This window comes from Paenibacillus contaminans (assembly GCF_003285015.1).
Classification (GTDB): domain Bacteria; phylum Bacillota; class Bacilli; order Paenibacillales; family NBRC-103111; genus Paenibacillus_V; species Paenibacillus_V contaminans.
Genome location: NZ_QMFB01000002.1, coordinates 346,748 through 362,338, shown reverse-complemented (window position 1 = coordinate 362,338; position 15,591 = coordinate 346,748). Strand labels below are relative to the sequence as shown.

Genomic DNA, 15,591 nt, shown 5'->3' with positions numbered 1-15,591 from the left:
AACAACGTATTCTATAGGTAAATGAAAGGGTTTACAATAAGAAGACCGAGGGGGAGATAAGCATGTTGAAAAGAAAGTTGGCAACACTTTTAACGGTGCCGCTGCTGGTTACGGCTGCCGCCTGTTCGATTGATCAAGCGACCGATAAACCGAGCGGCGCTCCGTCTGCGCAAACGCCGGACGCGAAGCCCGCAAACACCGATAAGCCGGCTGCGCCGGCGAAAGCGTATATTCTTACCAAAGTGGAGGCGGGCACCGAGCTGCCCGACGATAAAGCCGTTCTGGAAACGATCGTTAAGGAAACGAACGTCGAACCGGTCATGATTAAACCGCCTGCCGGCACCTACGAGGAGAAGCTGAACATTATGCTGGCCTCCAATGAGCAGCTGGATGCGTTTATCGTCAGCGATTGGACGGAGTTTCAGAAAAAAGGGATGATCCGTCCCATCAACGATCTGCTCAAAAACGCGCCGGAGCTTGTCAAAAACTATACGAAGGAAGAATGGGATGCGGTTACCGACAAGAAAACCGGCAACATCTACGCGATTCCTTTTGCCAACACGCCGATCGGCAATGCGCCGCGCATCCGTACGGATTGGCTGGAGGCTTTGGGACTGAAGGAGCCAACTACGCTCGAAGAGTTCGAGGCGGTGCTCGAGGCATTCAAAACGACCGATAAATTCGGCAAGAACGTCATCCCGCTCGTTACCCATCTCAGCTTTCAGCAGATGGACAGGGCGTTTATGGGGCTTTGGACGAAATACGGGGACCACAACTGGATCGACGCCGACGGCTCGGTGAAGCCCGCTATCCTGGACCCTGCTTATAAGAGCTACATTGCCAAAATGGCCGAGTGGTACGCCAAAGGATATATATGGAAGGAAGCGTTTACCCAAGAAATCAATGCGGTCAACGACCTCGTTTCGCAAAACCGGGTGGGCGTGCTCGGGACATGGGTTTCCGTCGGCCTTACGGGCATCGATAAGCTGATGAGCGAAAATCCGAATGCCAACTACAAGTTTATGAAATCGTTCGAAGGTCCAGCCGGCAGCGCGTATTCCCTTCGACTTCCCGTGAGGCAAGGAATCGCGTTCTCGGTAAAAAGCAAAAATGCGGAAGCGGCCATCAAGTTTTTCAACTGGGGCATTTCAAACCGGACCAACCGCAACATCATCGATTTCGGCCTCGAAAACAAACATTGGAAATGGGCGGACAAGGACAAGGGGATCATTGAGCGTACAGCCGGTGCGGAGAAGCAATATTCCGGAATCTACAGTCTCGTTCAAGGAGCCATTACTTTAGGATCATCGGATAAAACGATTTCCGGCCGGATTTGGTCCGATTTCTTCGCCTTCACGGCGGATTCGAGCATTCAGCTGAAGAAGCCTGCCGACTATGGGGCCATTTACGACGAAGCGAAGATCAACGCCACAGTTCCCTCGGCCAGCGACATCGACAAGCTGCGGGACCGGTGGCTGGTCAAATTCATTACCGGCCAGGAGCCGATGAGCAAATGGGATACCTTTTTGACTGAACTCAAGAAGCTTGGGCTCGACAAAATGGCTGAGGAGAGGACCAAGCAGTACAAGGAACAACAAAAATAGCGGAGAGGCAAGAGAGGACCATACTTATGAACGCACTGCGAAAGCACCCGCTTCTTTACGCACTTGTGCTGCCGGGCATCGCCTACTACCTCGTTTTTTATTACGTGCCGATGTTCGGCGTCATTATCGCCTTTAAGGAGTACAGCCCGTTTCAAGGCATAAGCGGCATGTTTACGTCCGAATGGGTCGGGCTGAAACACTTCCAAGATTTTTTTAGCTCGTATTCGTTCAGCCAGGTAATGGGCAATACGTTGCTGCTAAGCTTTTATAACCTTGTGTTCGGGTTTCCGGCGCCGATCGTGCTAGCCTTGCTGTTGAACGAAGTGAGGCACCGGAGGTTCAAAAAAGCGATTCAAACGATTTCGTATTTGCCGCATTTTTTATCGATGGTCGTTGTCGTCGGGATCTTGCAGTTTTTACTGTCGACCGACGGCGGACTATTGAACGAAGCGCTCGGATGGTTCGGCACAGAGCCAATATTATTTATGGGGGAGCAGCGGTATTACCGGATTATCGTCGTTTGCACGCAAATTTGGCAGCAGATCGGTTGGGAAAGCATCATTTTCCTTGCAGCGATGACGACGATTGATCCGCAGCAATACGAGGCGGCCGTAATCGACGGGGCCGGCAAATTCAAACAAATGCTGTACGTTACGCTGCCCGGTATTCTTCCGGTCATCACAATCATGCTGATTTTCCGGCTCGGGAATGTGCTGAACGTCAATTTCGAGCTTATCCTGCTGACCTACTCGCCTTCCACTTACGATGTTTCCGATGTGCTTGATACGTTCGTTTACCGCGAAGGACTGGTCGGCATGAAATATTCTTATACGACGGCTGTCGGCTTATTCAAAGCCGCGTTCTCGGCGGTTATGCTGCTAGGGGCCAATTATTTGGCGAAAAAGTCGGGACAGGAGGGCATATGGTGAAACTGCTGCGAATGAGAGGAAGGAAGGCCGGAAGCACGGCGAGCCGTGATGCGCTCAGCAATCCGGGCCGAACGTTTACCATATTGAACTATTTGCTGCTCGGCTCGCTCAGTCTGGCCTTCTTGCTGCCTTTCGTCATGATTGTATCGACCTCGCTGATGACGCAGGCGGATGTGCTGAAATACGGCACGTTCCGGCTTGTTCCGAACGACATCGACTTATCCGCTTACCGGATGATTTTGAGTAAAGGCTCGATGATTTACTCCGGCTATTTGGTTACAGCCATACGCGTGGTGGTGGGCACGTTTCTCAATCTGGCATTTACGACCGCACTTGCGTATGGTCTCTCCAAAAAAAAGCTGGCTGGGCGAAACGCGTTCATTTCGTTCATCTTTATCACGATGGTGTTCAGCGGAGGGCTGATCCCGACTTATATGGTGGTAAAAGCGCTTGGGCTGACCAATACGATATGGGCGCTTATGATTCCGAATTTGATCAACGCCTACAATTTCATTCTGATGAAAACCTTTTTCACGCAAATGCCCGACAGCCTTGAGGAATCCGCCTGCATAGACGGCGCTAATCCGCTGCAAATTCTACTTCGCATCGTCGTACCGCTGTCTCTGCCGTCGCTTGCGACGATCGGCCTTTTTTATGGAGTGGCGCATTGGAATGCATGGTTCGACGCCGCCATTTTCATAAACGATTACAATAAAATGCCGCTGCAGATCATTCTCCGCGACGCCATCATTCACCTGTCTGGGGATAAGGTCGGGCTTAGTATGACAGTCATCGACACGTCGATCAAAAAACCGCCGACGATCGCGTTCCGATCTGCCATTATCGTCATTTCTACCTTGCCGATTCTGCTCGTGTATCCGTATATCCAGAAATATTTTGTCAAGGGCGTCATGATCGGATCGGTGAAAGGCTGAGCGAAAGCGGGGAAGGAGGAGAACGGATGAGGAAGGCGAAGCGGAGATCTTATTTATTCAACTGGGACGGCTCGGATTGTCTGGCGATGCTGAAGGAACGCCCGACGGAACGGGACCTGCTCGAGCAGGTGTTCGGACCGCTTGAGGGGAGCGGAGTGGACACGATCTGCTATATGCAGGGGGTCGGCAACTTTGCCGAATATCGGAGCGAGGTACTGCCGCTGGCCGGTGAAAACCGGGGGTTCCGGTTTAACGGCGTCAGCTCGTATAAACGGTATGCGAATGTGAAGCATTTTCTCGACAATGGGCTCGATCCGCTGGAAATCGTCACTCGCGGGGCGAGGGAGCGGAAGCTGGACGTGTTTTTCTCGTACCGGCTGAACGATATTCACGACCATTGGCCGGATTGCATCGATTTCATGCCGCGGTTTAAGGCGGAGCATCCGGAGTGGCTGCATCCGAAGGAGCTGTTCCCCGACTTCCATGGAAATACCGCCATTACGACGGCGCTGGATTATACGGTCAAGGACGTTCGCGATTTCAGGCTGAGCATCATCCGGGAGGCGATGGAGAATTACGCTTTCGACGGGCTGGAACTTGATTTCATGCGAAGCCCCTTTTATTTCCACTGGGATAAGGGGCTCGGGAGCGCGTACATGATGACCGACTTTGTGTCCGAGGTGCGCGGCATGCTGGACGAGATTGGCGGGACCCGGGGTGTCTACATCGAGCTGGCCGTTCGCGTATGCACGACTGCGATCGGCTCGCGGATGGCAGGCTTCGATGTGGAAACGTGGGCGAAGCGCGGTCTCATCGATCATGTAATCGCCGGTACCGGCGGTCTCAACATCGATACGAAGGGGTATAAGCAGCTGCTGCATGGAACGGGCGTTTCTTTCTATCCTTGCCTGTACGGCGACTACGAACGTATCGCGTCGAACGATAACGTGATGCGCGGCGTGGCGGAAGCCTTGCTTGCGGAGGAGCCGGACGGCATCTATGCGTTTAATATGTACCCGACGCCGGCCCGTCGCGCGGAGCTGGTCAAACAAATCGGAAGCCTGGAAACGCTGAAGGGGCTCGACAAAACGTATATCGTCGATATGGACTATGATTATATCCTTACCCGCGAAGAATGGCGGTACAACCTTCATCTTCCGATTACGCTGGGAGAGACGGAGCGGGAGCCGCTTCTCATTCCGATAAGGGCGGGTAAGGGGTTGGCGGGCCTGCCGCCGGAAACGAATGTCCGTATACGTTTGAAAATATGGATCAAAGATGTAACGGAAGACGACGATCTGCGGTTCGGCTTTAACGGAATGACGCTTGCCGCTCCGCTCCGGGAGTCCGTGGAGGGCGAGTTTGCGCAGGACTGGCTCGTATGGGAGCTCGACCGATCCCGTATCATACCGGTCAATGAAGTATCGATCCGGCTCGCCAACCGCAACCGGCATTTGAAGGCGTTCGCGCCGGCCATCGTTCAGCGGATCAACCTAGAAGTGAAATTCGGTTGACAACTTCGGAATGTAAACGCTACCATCGAGATGGCTTTCCTGAGAAACGGACGATTTTCAGACGAAGGAAAAGGGGGGCGATGGCGATCGCGATAACGGAGAAACCGAAGCTGAAGGACCGCATGCGGAGGCCGCGAAGGAGCTTCTACCGAACCCTCACCTTTTACATCGCATTGGCGGCGATTTTACCGATTCTCGTGCTCGGCACGTTGTCCTACTATAACGTGAAGAAAGCGCTGGAGAACGAGATGCACGCTTGGAGCCGGCATGTGCTGGACAATTCCAAGGAAGCGTTCGAAATCATCATTAACCAAATCTTTTATCAAGCAAGCTATTTGACGGCCAGCAGCACGACCAAGGACTACGAGGATGTCTTTAATGCCGTTTCTTACGAGAGCATGTCCGTCAATAAGTTCAATCAGGACTTGAACGGTCTGAACGAGTACTTGTTTTTCAAGAAAAACATGATCAAAATGATGTCTTCGCTCCGCATGAACAATAAATACATCGACGATATTTACTATTACGACGACGAGAAAGACATGATCCTGACGTCCGACGGGCTGCAGTACGCCAAGCAGAAGTTTCACGATTTGGCCTGGCTCGAGCCGGTCAAAAACGGGAGCGACATGTTTACGCGTATGGACCTGCGTACCGTGAACGAGGACGGCATGGCCAAAAACGTGGTGACGCTCATTTACCGCACGTTCAACAAAAACAACGCGTTTATCGTCAACGTGAACATCAATGAGCTGTATACGAGCACGATCCGGACGATGTCGGCCGGACGCGACGGCTACTACCTGTTCTCGAAGGACGGCAATGTGATCGTCAGCAGCACGGGGCCGAACCCGAACGTCGACTTGGACGGCGTCGTACGGGTCATACGCGGGGATCCGGGCTCTATCGTGTACGGCGGCAACTCCCTGCTTACCTGGGTCCATTCCGACAAGCTGGGGTGGACGTTCGTAAGCCTGAAAGATTTGCAGGCGTATTACGGCAACGTACAGCGGTCTACGAATCTGATTGGGCTTACTTGCGTGCTGCTTCTGCTCGTTATCGCCGGACTCTCGCCCTATGTTTCCAGGCGCCTTTATTCTCCGGTACGCAAGCTGATCCAAGCGATTAAGCAGAGGTCGGCATTCGCGGAGACGAACAAGGTTTATGACGATATCGGGTTTATCGAGAGCAATTTCGAAACTATGTACAATGAGAAATTCTACCTGCAAAACAAATTCAACGATCACTTGCCGACGCTGCAGACGATGTTCAAGCACGAACTGATCAAATACGGGTTGTACGGCAAAGGGGAAATTGAAACGAAGCTGCGGGATCTCGGTCTGCATATTCCGCAATGCGATCTGGTCCTTGTCTCCGTGCAAGCCGAGAATCCCCAGAAAGCCGGCAGGACGCCATCTTTTAAAGAGAAGCGGGTGCAGAGTCTGTATGTCCAGGACCAGTTGGAAGAAGCGTTTGCCGGCTACCTTGGCTTCAGCACCGAAATCGACGATCGGCTATGCTTCGTCGTTAACGTACAGCGCGCCGGATGGAACGAGTGTCTCGCCAAGCTGCAGGATGCCAAAGAAACGATGACAAGGGAAAGCGGGTTGTCCCTGACGATTGGGGTTGGCAGCTATTGCGAGGATATCGTGAATTTAAATAAAGCTTACAATGAGGCCGTCGAGGCGATCAAATACCGGCTGGCATACGGGAACGACCAAATCATTTTGTTCGACGATTTGCGGATTTCGAGCAAGAACAGCTACAGCTACCCGGTAGAGAAGGAAAAGGCGTTAAACAATTGCATCATTACCGGCGATTACGACTCGGCGGCATCCATTTTGCGGACGATGGTGGGTGAGTTCACGGATCCTAAGCACGCCCTGAGCCATACGAGGCTGCAGCAGACCGTCCAAATGCTGCTCAGCAGCATCATCAAAACGATTGACGTGCTCGGCATCGATACCGACGACATATTCGAGTCGGATACGGATTGGTACGAGAAGCTGCTCCACAAAACGAACAAGGATAGTTTATTCGATACGCTGTCATCGTTGGTCAGCGACATCATTCGCTATGTTTCGGTAGAGAAAACGACCAAGCAAAGCAAGGACGTGCAGAAGATCGTCGCGTTCATCGACGAGCATTACACACGGGACATATCGCTGGTCGACGTGGCCGACTTTGCCGGCTTCAATCCGTCCTATGTCAGCCGCTTGCTCAAGAACGGCATCGGCCGGAGCTTTACCGACTACGTGACGGAGAAAAGGATCGCCCATGCCGAAAGGCTGCTCGTGACGACAGAAATGAAGCTTGACGATATCAGCGAGGCCGTCGGCTATAATAACACTTATTATTTCATAAAAGTGTTTCGCAAATGGTACGGGACGACGCCGAGCAAGTACCGTCAGGCGCAGAGCGAAAGCGGGGAGAAGCGGGCGAAATGACGGAAGGCGGCTTTCGGAAAGCCGCCTTTTCGTTGACTGGAAGGTTCTTCCGTTCCTGCTGCGCCGATTGGAACTGGGAATGTTACCTGGGGGAGCTGGGGAATATTGCCGAATCGCGGGTCATTCCCTTGCTTGCGGGAGGAACGTACACAGGGCTTTTCTGGTTGCCGATACCCGCCGAAAACGTGGTGAAAGCGCAAATTCGCGCAGCGGAAACATCATAAGAGTATTATTCATATCATGACTTTATTATTGCGGCACTGGAGAACGAGTTGCTACTATATTGGTAATACCATATCACCAATGAATGGGGGAGACAGGATGAAACGTATAGACCGATCAACGTTGTACATGAACAATGACAAGACTAACCGCCCCAGCGCCATCGTCGCTTCCGGCGAAACGTTCGTTGTCGAGACGGAGCTCGCGACAGGGGATTGGCTGCACAGCGAACGCGATTTGTGGAGCCCGGAAAAGACGCTTGGGGCGAATCCATGCGTCTGCATCGCCGTGGAAGGCGCAGAGCCGGGCGATACGATTTCGGTGAGAATCGGGAAAATCGTTCCGAATCGCGTCGGGTATATGGCGATTGAGACAGACGAAAGCATTTTTCCGGCTATTTCGAAGCCGATATTCGGCGATATTTTCGCGCATACGGTCAAAATCAGGGAAGACTGGATTGAGCTGTTTCCGGACGTTCGCGTTCCGGTGCAGCCGATGATCGGCACGCTCGGTACAACGCTGGCCGACCGGGTCGAAACGCATATCGAGGGCGGTCATTACGGCGGCAATATGGATGTGCAGGAAGTGACGGAAGGAGCGGTTATCCGGTTTCCAGTGTTCGTCGAAGGCGCGCTGCTGAATGTGGGAGACGTTCATGCCCGCCAGTCCGATGGGGAGGCTTCCGCCGTCGAGGTGCGCAGCGAGGTGACGCTGACGGTGGAGGTGGAGAAAGGGTTCAAGCCGATCGAAGGCCCCCGCATCGAGAACGACGACTATATCATGACCGTAGCGTGCTCGCCGTTCGAAAAGCAAGCGTTTGAGACCGCTTTTCGCCATATGCTGGTCTGGCTCACGGAGGAACACGGCTTTACCGAAAGGGAAGCGTATATTTTGCTAGGCGCGATTGTGGAAGGGCGCTGTACGCGTTACATTGCCCCGAGCTACGCATTTGTGTGCAAGGTAAATAAGCGTTACTTGACGCGAGGGTAGCTTGCGGATGCAAACGGAAAGGAATGAGGGAACAGCATGACAGAACAAAGGAATGCAAGCCTTACGGCGGAGAAGCTGAAGCGTCGGGAAAAGCTGTTCGGCACGATGATATCCTGCATCACATGGACGGGAATCGTCCCGCTGCTGGCCAAACGTAAGCTTGACTTTGCCATTTTTGAGCTGGAGCATAATCATTACGACTGGAGCGAGCTTGAGGCATTGCTCCGTACGGCGAATATGACCGGACTGACGGCCTTCGTGCGGGTTACGGATATCGCGTATCATCAGGTGTCCAAGGTGCTTGATCTGGGTGCCGACGGTGTCTTGATTCCGCGTATTGAACGGCTGGAGCAGCTGGAGCAGGTGATCGACATGGTTCGGCTGCCCCCTCGCGGGAAAAAGGGCGTCGGCGGCTATGATTTCGCAGTGGACGATCTGCAGGAGAAGATTGCCCGCTACAATAAGGAAAAGCAGATTCTCATTCAGGTGGAATCGCCGCAAGCCGCCGAGTCACTGGATAAGATGCTGGAGACTGGGGAAGTGGCGGGCGCGATCGTCGGGCCGTACGATATGTCGGTATCGCTTGGCATTCCCGGGCAGTTCGATCATCCGCGCTTCCGCGAGACCGTTATGGACATTATTCGCATATGCGATCGGCATCGCGTTTCATGCGGCATGTTTATGGGCGGTGAAGCCGATATGCGCCATTGGCGCGCTCAAGGGATGAACATCATTTGGTCCGGCAGCGACCTCGGGTGTCTGCTGGATGGCTACAACCGGCTTTGCGACATGGTCGACAAAGTGGATTGACGAAGATTCAGCCGGATGCTGCGGGCCGTGAAAGCGGTCTGTTGTAATTGCCGGTCGGCAAATCATAAAAAGGGGGAATCCTCATGCTGTACGGCGGCTGCCGAATGACCTTATCCGAAAGGGAACAAGTTCCGCTGCTTACGCTTGAGAACGATACGATTCGCGTCGGCATTTGTGCCGGGAAAGGCGCACATCTATATGAATGGACGGATAAATGGACGGGTACCGAATTTCTGTACCAAGATCCGAAGGGACCTCTGCATTACGATGTCGGCGGTTGGTACGAACTGTTTCCGAATGCGGGAAAAGCATGCCTCTATAACGGGATTTCCGTCCCCAAACATGGGGATGTTCAGCACAGGCCGTGGACGTATGAGATTGCCGTTCATACGCCCGAACGAATTGTCTTGAGGCTGCAAACGGAGAGCGGCGTTCTTCCGTACCGACTGGAAAAGACGGTCGAGATCCGCCGGGATCGACCTTGCCTGTTCATTAGCGAGAAGGTGACGAATATCGGAACGGATCCTCAGCCCTATCTGTGGGGGCATCATGTGACGTTCGGCGGGTCGTTCGTCGACGAACACTGCCGGATCGATCTTCCGTCATGCCGGGTGTACAAACGGCCGGAATACAATCCGGCAGCAAGCAGGCTTATCCCGGAGGCGGCGGGTACGCTGCGTGACATGCCCGGCAAGGACGGAGGGCGGATCGACATGTCGCAATTCCCGGCCGTTCCGTGCAGCGAGATGGTTTTTATCGATCAGCTCGGCGGTCACTGGTACAGCGTGTATAACGAGAAGCGGCAGGTTGGCATCGGCCTGTGCTGGGACGGGGGAGCGTTTCCGTATCTATGGCTCTGGCAAGAAAACTTCGCGGAGAAGACTTCTCCTTTTCATGGAAACGTACGCGGGTTGGCTTTAGAGCCTCAAAGGTCCAACGTCCCGATATTGGAGCAGGCCGTCGCGGCGGGTGAAGCTCCGTTTTTGCAGCCGGGGGAAAGCGCGGAAGCCTGGCTGACGGCTGTCATTCATACCATCGAATCGCCTATTGCGGGCGTGACGCAAGAAGGAGAGCTGCTCCGATGAAAATAAGATGGGGGGTTATCGGCGCAGGCGGCATTGCCGTCAATCGGACGATACCGGGCATGCTGGCGTCGGGCAGCTCAACGGTTGCAGCCGTCATGAGAACCGACGAACGGAAGCTGGCGGAGGTGCAAGCGCGGTTTCCAATGGCGCAGGGGTATGTCTCGGTGAGCGAGATGCTGCGGGACAGCGGAAATCTCGATGCCGTTTATATCGCCTCTCCGGTGAAATTCCATTTGGAGCACGCGCTTGCATGCGCAGCAGCCGGCAAACCGATGCTGATCGAAAAGCCGATCGGGATGAATCTCGGCGAGTTGGAGGCGATTCGGGAAGCCTGTGAAAACGCAGGCGTATTTTTCGATGGGGCGCTCATGATGCGTTACCATGCGCTGCACCGAAAGATGCGCGATGCGGTGAGGGCCGGCGTAATCGGCGACGTCGTGTCGATTCGGATGTCGTTTTGTTTTCGTTATCCGGAAATGGCGGGTGCATGGCGTCAAAGAAAGGAGATCGGTGGCGGCGGCGTCTTTATGGACTTGGGTCCACATTGTCTTGATCTCGTTCAGTTCGTGTCCGGTCGTAAGATTAAGCGAGTCGCGGCATTTATGGACACTATGACGTTTACCTACGAGGTGGAAGATAGCGCATCGGTGCTCGCGGAGCTGGAGGGAGGCGGCCATGCTCTGCTGTCGATGCATTTTAACATACCGGAAGACGTTGCCGAAACTCGTTTCGACGTATACGGCACGGAGGGAGCACTCCTTGCGGGAGGGACGCTCGGACAGGAGGAGCGAGGTACGCTCCGGCTCAAGCGAACCGGGACGGTCGCCGCGGAAGAGATCCAATATGAGGCCGGAAATTTGTATGCCAAAGAAATCGACGGCTTCGCCGAGCTGATGAACAATCGTTGCCGCTGGAGCGAGGCGATGGACGGCCAGCAGGAGCTGCAGCGCACGCTCGACGCCGTTTATGAAGCGGCAAGTCTGCAAGAAACAAATGGTGAAGGCTGATTCCAAATGTCCTTGAAGGGGGATATCATGTAACAATTTCGGTTAGCTGCCGGAGTATCGATCGTATGGGCTCAATGCCGCCTATGCGCGGGGATGTTGAGCATATTTGCAGCATTTCGGCAAATTTCGCTGATCATTGGGGAGCGGGCCAAACTGGAATAAGTTTGCGCTGCGAAGGGGGGCGCTTCGTTTGATCACGGTGCCTTGCAGAGGTGGAAAAATACCGTTCCTATAAGGTATAGTGGTGAGAGACCGTCTGCGGACGGCGACTCGACATGCCATCGATAAGGAGAGCCTGCTTATGCTGTTTATAGACAACCGAGGCATTACCGATCCGGCGCTGAACTTGGCCCTTGAGGAGTACGCGCTTAAACATTTTCCGGCTGACGACGATTATTTGCTTTTCTACATTAATGAGCCGTCGATCATTATCGGCAAAAACCAAAATACGGTGGAGGAAATAAACGCCGCATACGTGAAGGAGAACGGTATCCATGTCGTGCGCCGTTTGTCCGGCGGAGGCGCGGTGTATCATGATCTCGGCAATTTGAATTTCAGCTTCATCACCAATGACGACGGAAAATCGTTCCATAATTACCGCAAGTTCACGGAGCCTGTCGTGAAGGCGCTGCACGAGCTCGGCGTCGAGGCGGAGCTGACCGGGCGCAATGACATACAAGTCGGCGAGCGTAAAATTTCCGGCAATGCGCAGTATTCCACAAGAGGCCGTATGTTCAGCCACGGCACGCTCATGTTTGATTCGGAAATCGAGAACGTAGTGTCTGCACTAAACGTCAATCTCGAGAAGATCAAGTCGAAGGGCGTAAAATCGATCCGCAGCCGGGTGGCGAACATATCAGAGTTTTTACTAGAGCCGCTTACCGTCGCCGAATTCAGGCAAAAGCTGCTGGAATCGATTTTCGGCGGAGCCGGCGTTCCCGAGTACAAGCTGTCGGAAGCGGACTGGGAGGCGGTTCGGAAGCTTGCGGACGAGCGCTACCGAAACTGGGATTGGAATTACGGCAAATCGCCGGCGTTTAACATCAGGCATACGAAGCGTATCGAAGGCGTCGGCACGTTCGATGTCCGGCTTGACGTCAAAAACGGCCAAATCGCGGAAGCGGCCGTATTCGGCGACTTTTTCGGCGCTCTGGACGCCGAGGAGTTTGCAGAGCAGCTAATCGGCTTGAAGTATGACGAAGCCGCCGTGCGCAGCATGCTGGAGGATAACGATTTGACCCTTTATTTTGGGCCGATCACCAAAGAACAATGGCTTGAGCTTATGTTTTGACATGGATTTTGAATAAACGGTTCCCCGGATGTATTGATCCGAGGAACCGTTTTCCTTTATTTTGCCTGGACGGGGCAGGGCGGCGTTTCTCCTTCCGAAACAGGCTGGCTTTACAGCTCCCCAGCTACACAAAATTCCAGCGTGGAAATGGCCCGCAGGAAAGAAATTGGATGCTTCACGACTGACAGCCGCTTTTTCTGATAGAGAGAAATAGGAGTATGCACAGTTTTCAAGCTCCAAACTTATGATGGATTGTAAGAATGTTCCCGTATCGTTCGCCGCGTCACGTGAGTATAATGAAAGTAACACCATGTAGAAAGCGTTTTCATTCTTGTGTTTCGATGTTGGCCGAAGACGATCCTTTCAGCTTTACTTTGAAGAGGAGGGAGATCGCATGACAAAATCGCGGCAAATTATCGATCGGACGTTAGCGCTCGGCGCAAAAAATTACAATCCGCTGCCGATCGTCATTTCCCGGGCCGAAGGGGTCTGGGTGGAGGACCCGGAAGGGAACCGGTACATGGACATGCTCAGCAGTTATTCCGCGCTGAATTTCGGACACCGGCATCCGGCGATCGTGTCGGCGCTTAAAGAACAGGCGGATAAGGTGACGCTGACGTCTCGGGCTTTTCACAATGAACCGCTCGCGGAGTTATATGAGCAGCTGTCTCGGCTTACGTCAAAAAACATGTTCATCCCGATGAATACGGGAGCGGAAGCGGTGGAGACGGCAATCAAAGCGGCCAGACGTTGGGCGTACGATATCAAAAAAGTCCCCGACGGGCAAGCGGAAATCATCGTCTGCGAGGGAAATTTCCACGGGAGAACGGTAACGATTACGTCGTTCTCATCCGAGGAAGCGTATAAAAGAGGCTTCGGACCGTTTACGCCGGGCTTCCGGACGGTTCCTTACGGCGATTTGCACGCGCTGGAGGAAGCGATCACGCCGGAGACGGCGGCGTTTCTCGTCGAGCCGATTCAAGGGGAGGCCGGGATCGTCGTGCCGCCTGACGGTTATTTGCGGGAGGCGGCGGCGATTTGCAAGCGCAGCAATGTCCTGTTGATGGCTGATGAAATCCAGACGGGGCTCGGCCGGACCGGCCGGATATTTTGCAGCGACTGGGAGGATGTCGTTCCCGACGTTTATATTTTGGGGAAGGCGCTCGGCGGCGGCGTATATCCGGTGTCAGCCGTAGCTGCGGACGCCGGAGTACTCGGCGTTTTCGAGCCCGGCTCGCATGGCTCGACGTTCGGCGGCAATCCGCTTGCTTGCGCAGTAGCCTCGGCGGCTTTGCGCGTGCTGGAGGAGGAAGGGCTGGCCGAACGATCGCTTGCGCTAGGCGCATACATGAAAGAGGCGCTGGAGCGGCTGGAAAGTCCGCTCATCCGCGAAATTCGCGGCAAAGGACTGTTTATCGGCATCGAGCTTCACGGCAAGGCGCGGCCCTATTGCGAACGATTGATGCAAGCCGGGCTTTTGTGCAAAGAAACGCACGAGAACACGATACGCCTCGCGCCGCCGCTGACGGTAACGAAGGAACAGCTCGATTGGGCGCTGGAAAGGCTTGAGGGCGTGCTGGCCGGATAACGGATAACGGTAAAGTTCATCGATGAAGAAAATTTTCCTGGTAACAAACGAAATTTTCGAGACCACGAAAAAATAGAAGCAGATTATCTATTCGGCATTCTGTCGGGCGATCGCTTACGAAACGAATTTGGTCATTCAAAGCCGGGGGTATGTGCATTTCGCAGCAAAGGAAGAAGGAGCTTGTGGCGGTTCGCAGACAGACGATAAGACTGACGGGAGGCTGCCGCTATGAAGGAATGGGAAAATAAGGAGTTGTCGCTGATCGGGGTGCCGATGGATCTCGGCGCCGACCGGCGCGGCGTCGATATGGGGCCGAGCAGCATTCGATGCGCGGGCGTGGAGCAGCGGCTCGAGCAGCTCGGATTTGTCGTAGCCGATGAAGGCGATCTGGTGGTCAGGAGGGCGAAGCATCATTCCGATGTGCCGGAATCGAATTTGAAGTATTTGTACGAGATCGTTCGTGTGAACGAGGAATTATGCGAAGCGGTTGCGGGCATCGCAGAGAAAGGGCGGTTTCCGCTTGTGCTCGGCGGCGATCACAGCATCGCGATCGGGACGCTTGCAGGGCTGCGAAGGAAGAAGTCGAACGTCGGCGTCATCTGGTACGACTCCCACGGCGACGTCAATACGGCGGAAACGTCGCCCTCCGGCAACATTCACGGGATGGCGCTTGCTGTGGCCATGGGTTACGGGCATCCGCTGCTGACCGGTATCGGGGGAGACCGGCCGAAGGTGAAGCCCGAGCATGTAGCCATTATCGGCGCACGATCGCTGGATCCCGGCGAACGGATTTTTTTGAAGCGGCTGGGCGTGACGGTTTTCACCATGCATGAGGTCGATCGCTTGGGCATATCGGCTGTGACGGAGCGGGCGATCGATATCGTATCCAAAGGCACGGACGGCGTCCATCTCAGCCTTGACCTGGACGGCGTAGATCCGAAGGATGCACCGGGAGTAGGCACTCCCGTTCCGGCGGGAATCACGCTCCGCGAAAGCTTGCTTGCCATGGAGCTGCTTGCCGATGCGGGCATCGTCACAAGCGCGGAGTTCGTCGAGGTGAATCCGACGCTCGATATTCAGAACCAGACGGCGAAGGCGGCGGTCGAGCTGATCGCCTCGCTGATGGGCGAGAAAATCATGTAAGCGCGGAGGGCGGATAGTGAATGTTT

General features: G+C 54.2%; 13 protein-coding genes. All 13 read left to right on the top strand.

Annotated elements, in window-relative coordinates:
* The first annotated feature begins 62 nt into the window (after positions 1-62).
* The 13 genes from DQG23_RS05795 (at position 63) to rocF (ending at position 15,565) form a co-directional block, all read left to right on the top strand.
* Positions 63-1,604, top strand: coding sequence for an extracellular solute-binding protein (locus tag DQG23_RS05795; protein WP_113029858.1), 1,542 nt, complete (start codon positions 63-65; stop codon positions 1,602-1,604).
* 26 nt (positions 1,605-1,630) lie between these two features.
* Positions 1,631-2,533, top strand: a complete 903-nt coding sequence (locus DQG23_RS05790; RefSeq protein ID WP_113029857.1) for an ABC transporter permease — start codon at positions 1,631-1,633, stop codon at positions 2,531-2,533.
* Complete coding sequence (locus DQG23_RS05785) at positions 2,530-3,468, top strand: carbohydrate ABC transporter permease (protein WP_238177765.1); 939 nt, start codon at positions 2,530-2,532, stop codon at positions 3,466-3,468. The genes DQG23_RS05790 and DQG23_RS05785 overlap by 4 nt, the downstream gene beginning before the upstream one ends.
* A 26-nt stretch (positions 3,469-3,494) precedes the next feature.
* A complete protein-coding gene (locus DQG23_RS05780) occupies positions 3,495-4,982 on the top strand; it encodes a glycoside hydrolase family protein (protein ID WP_113029856.1) in 1,488 nt (495 codons plus the stop codon).
* An 80-nt stretch (positions 4,983-5,062) separates the two neighbouring features.
* A complete protein-coding gene (locus DQG23_RS05775) occupies positions 5,063-7,429 on the top strand; it encodes an AraC family transcriptional regulator (protein ID WP_113029855.1) in 2,367 nt (788 codons plus the stop codon).
* Positions 7,426-7,653, top strand: a complete 228-nt coding sequence (locus DQG23_RS05770; RefSeq protein ID WP_113029854.1) for a hypothetical protein — start codon at positions 7,426-7,428, stop codon at positions 7,651-7,653. The genes DQG23_RS05775 and DQG23_RS05770 overlap by 4 nt, the downstream gene beginning before the upstream one ends.
* A gap of 97 nt (positions 7,654-7,750) precedes the next feature.
* Positions 7,751-8,641 carry an acetamidase/formamidase family protein gene (locus DQG23_RS05765; protein WP_158560321.1) on the top strand — a complete coding sequence of 297 codons (891 nt, stop codon included), beginning with the start codon at positions 7,751-7,753 and terminating at the stop codon, positions 8,639-8,641.
* Between the two features lie 36 nt (positions 8,642-8,677).
* Positions 8,678-9,451, top strand: a complete 774-nt coding sequence (locus DQG23_RS05760) for an HpcH/HpaI aldolase family protein (protein WP_113029852.1) — start codon at positions 8,678-8,680, stop codon at positions 9,449-9,451.
* An 83-nt stretch (positions 9,452-9,534) separates the two neighbouring features.
* Entirely contained in the window at positions 9,535-10,536 is a 1,002-nt protein-coding gene (locus DQG23_RS05755) for a DUF4432 family protein (RefSeq protein ID WP_113029851.1), read from the top strand.
* A complete protein-coding gene (locus DQG23_RS05750) occupies positions 10,533-11,543 on the top strand; it encodes a Gfo/Idh/MocA family protein (RefSeq protein ID WP_113029850.1) in 1,011 nt (336 codons plus the stop codon). The genes DQG23_RS05755 and DQG23_RS05750 overlap by 4 nt, the downstream gene beginning before the upstream one ends.
* Positions 11,544-11,844: 301 nt before the next feature.
* A complete protein-coding gene (locus tag DQG23_RS05745) occupies positions 11,845-12,834 on the top strand; it encodes a lipoate--protein ligase (protein ID WP_113029849.1) in 990 nt (329 codons plus the stop codon).
* A 394-nt stretch (positions 12,835-13,228) separates the two neighbouring features.
* Positions 13,229-14,422, top strand: a complete 1,194-nt coding sequence (locus DQG23_RS05740; RefSeq protein WP_113029848.1) for an ornithine--oxo-acid transaminase — start codon at positions 13,229-13,231, stop codon at positions 14,420-14,422.
* Between the two features lie 228 nt (positions 14,423-14,650).
* Positions 14,651-15,565, top strand: coding sequence for an arginase (rocF, locus tag DQG23_RS05735; RefSeq protein ID WP_113029847.1), 915 nt, complete (start codon positions 14,651-14,653; stop codon positions 15,563-15,565).
* Positions 15,566-15,591 lie beyond the last annotated feature (26 nt).

What these genes read in the sequence shown, in the direction of transcription:
- DQG23_RS05795 (WP_113029858.1), top strand. Translation starts at nt 63, where the DNA reads ATGTTGAAAAGAAAGTTGGCAACACTTTTAACGGTGCCGCTGCTGGTT.
- DQG23_RS05790 (WP_113029857.1), top strand. Translation starts at nt 1,631, where the DNA reads ATGAACGCACTGCGAAAGCACCCGCTTCTTTACGCACTTGTGCTGCCG.
- DQG23_RS05780 (WP_113029856.1), top strand. Translation starts at nt 3,495, where the DNA reads ATGAGGAAGGCGAAGCGGAGATCTTATTTATTCAACTGGGACGGCTCG.
- DQG23_RS05775 (WP_113029855.1), top strand. Translation starts at nt 5,063, where the DNA reads ATGGCGATCGCGATAACGGAGAAACCGAAGCTGAAGGACCGCATGCGG.
- DQG23_RS05770 (WP_113029854.1), top strand. Translation starts at nt 7,426, where the DNA reads ATGACGGAAGGCGGCTTTCGGAAAGCCGCCTTTTCGTTGACTGGAAGG.
- DQG23_RS05765 (WP_158560321.1), top strand. Translation starts at nt 7,751, where the DNA reads ATGAAACGTATAGACCGATCAACGTTGTACATGAACAATGACAAGACT.
- DQG23_RS05760 (WP_113029852.1), top strand. Translation starts at nt 8,678, where the DNA reads ATGACAGAACAAAGGAATGCAAGCCTTACGGCGGAGAAGCTGAAGCGT.
- DQG23_RS05755 (WP_113029851.1), top strand. Translation starts at nt 9,535, where the DNA reads ATGCTGTACGGCGGCTGCCGAATGACCTTATCCGAAAGGGAACAAGTT.
- DQG23_RS05750 (WP_113029850.1), top strand. Translation starts at nt 10,533, where the DNA reads ATGAAAATAAGATGGGGGGTTATCGGCGCAGGCGGCATTGCCGTCAAT.
- DQG23_RS05745 (WP_113029849.1), top strand. Translation starts at nt 11,845, where the DNA reads ATGCTGTTTATAGACAACCGAGGCATTACCGATCCGGCGCTGAACTTG.
- DQG23_RS05740 (WP_113029848.1), top strand. Translation starts at nt 13,229, where the DNA reads ATGACAAAATCGCGGCAAATTATCGATCGGACGTTAGCGCTCGGCGCA.
- rocF (WP_113029847.1), top strand. Translation starts at nt 14,651, where the DNA reads ATGAAGGAATGGGAAAATAAGGAGTTGTCGCTGATCGGGGTGCCGATG.